Genomic DNA, 1,064 nt, shown 5'->3' with positions numbered 1-1,064 from the left:
AGACATCTCCGGATCACAGGATATTTGCCGCCTCCCCGAAGCTTTTCGCAGGCTATCACGTCTTTCATCGCCTCTGACTGCCAAGGCATCCACCACATGCACTTAATTACTTGACTATACAACCCCAAACAGTCGACGTTACCTACAAGGAGCAACTTCAACATTACAGTTTAGAGTACTGTGCACTTAAGCACTGTACAGCTTCAATCTAAATTCATATACCAAAACGCTTGATTCAGTTAATTTGCTAGTTCTCAGTTCAATCTACGTTAGTCAACAGGTTGCCCTGTAACGTCTATTGAATGAGTTGAACAATTTATTTCAGACTCAAATTTGCCAATCTGTTAATGATTCACTGCATCCTCGTCGGACTGCAGTCAACTGTGATAAATCACAGAAGTTAATAAGATATGCTTTACGCTAAGTTCTCATTAAATTCTGTAATCTCTAGCTTCGAATCAAATCATGTTTGATTCGTGGTGGAGACTAGGAGAGTCGAACTCCTGACCTCCTGCGTGCAAAGCAGGCGCTCTACCAACTAAGCTAAGTCCCCAGCTTATCAATAAGTCAATATATCTGTTTTTCTGCATACTGCTTTCGTCAGTAGTGGTGGGTCTGACAAGACTTGAACTTGTGACCCCACGCTTATCAAGCGTGTGCTCTAACCAACTGAGCTACAGACCCTCAGATACATTGTCATGAAGAACAACTTGTTGTGGATTCTTACCAATCGTCAATCTTTCGTTAAGGAGGTGATCCAGCCGCAGGTTCCCCTACGGCTACCTTGTTACGACTTCACCCCAGTCATCGGCCACACCGTGGTAAGCGTCCTCCTTGCGGTTAGACTACCTACTTCTGGTGCAACAAACTCCCATGGTGTGACGGGCGGTGTGTACAAGGCCCGGGAACGTATTCACCGCGGCATTCTGATCCGCGATTACTAGCGATTCCGACTTCATGGAGTCGAGTTGCAGACTCCAATCCGGACTACGATCGGCTTTTTGAGATTAGCATCACATCGCTGTGTAGCAACCCTTTGTACCGACCATTGTAGCACGTGTGTA

General features: G+C 45.7%; 2 tRNA genes and 2 rRNA genes. All 4 read right to left on the bottom strand.

What is annotated here, in order from left to right:
- A 23S ribosomal RNA gene (locus tag J502_RS16055) occupies window positions 1-116 on the bottom strand; the annotation flags it as partial.
- A 361-nt stretch (window positions 117-477) separates the two neighbouring features.
- Window positions 478-553, bottom strand: a tRNA-Ala gene (locus J502_RS16050).
- Between the two features lie 54 nt (window positions 554-607).
- Window positions 608-684: transfer RNA gene (locus tag J502_RS16045), tRNA-Ile, on the bottom strand.
- 61 nt (window positions 685-745) lie between these two features.
- A 16S ribosomal RNA gene (locus J502_RS16040) occupies window positions 746-1,064 on the bottom strand; the annotation flags it as partial.

It is taken from the genome of Acinetobacter sp. 1294596 (genome assembly GCF_000582925.1).
Lineage (GTDB): Bacteria > Pseudomonadota > Gammaproteobacteria > Pseudomonadales > Moraxellaceae > Acinetobacter > Acinetobacter radioresistens.
The sequence above is the reverse complement of the archived record's forward strand: the minus strand, read 5'-3'. Positions and strand labels throughout refer to the sequence as shown.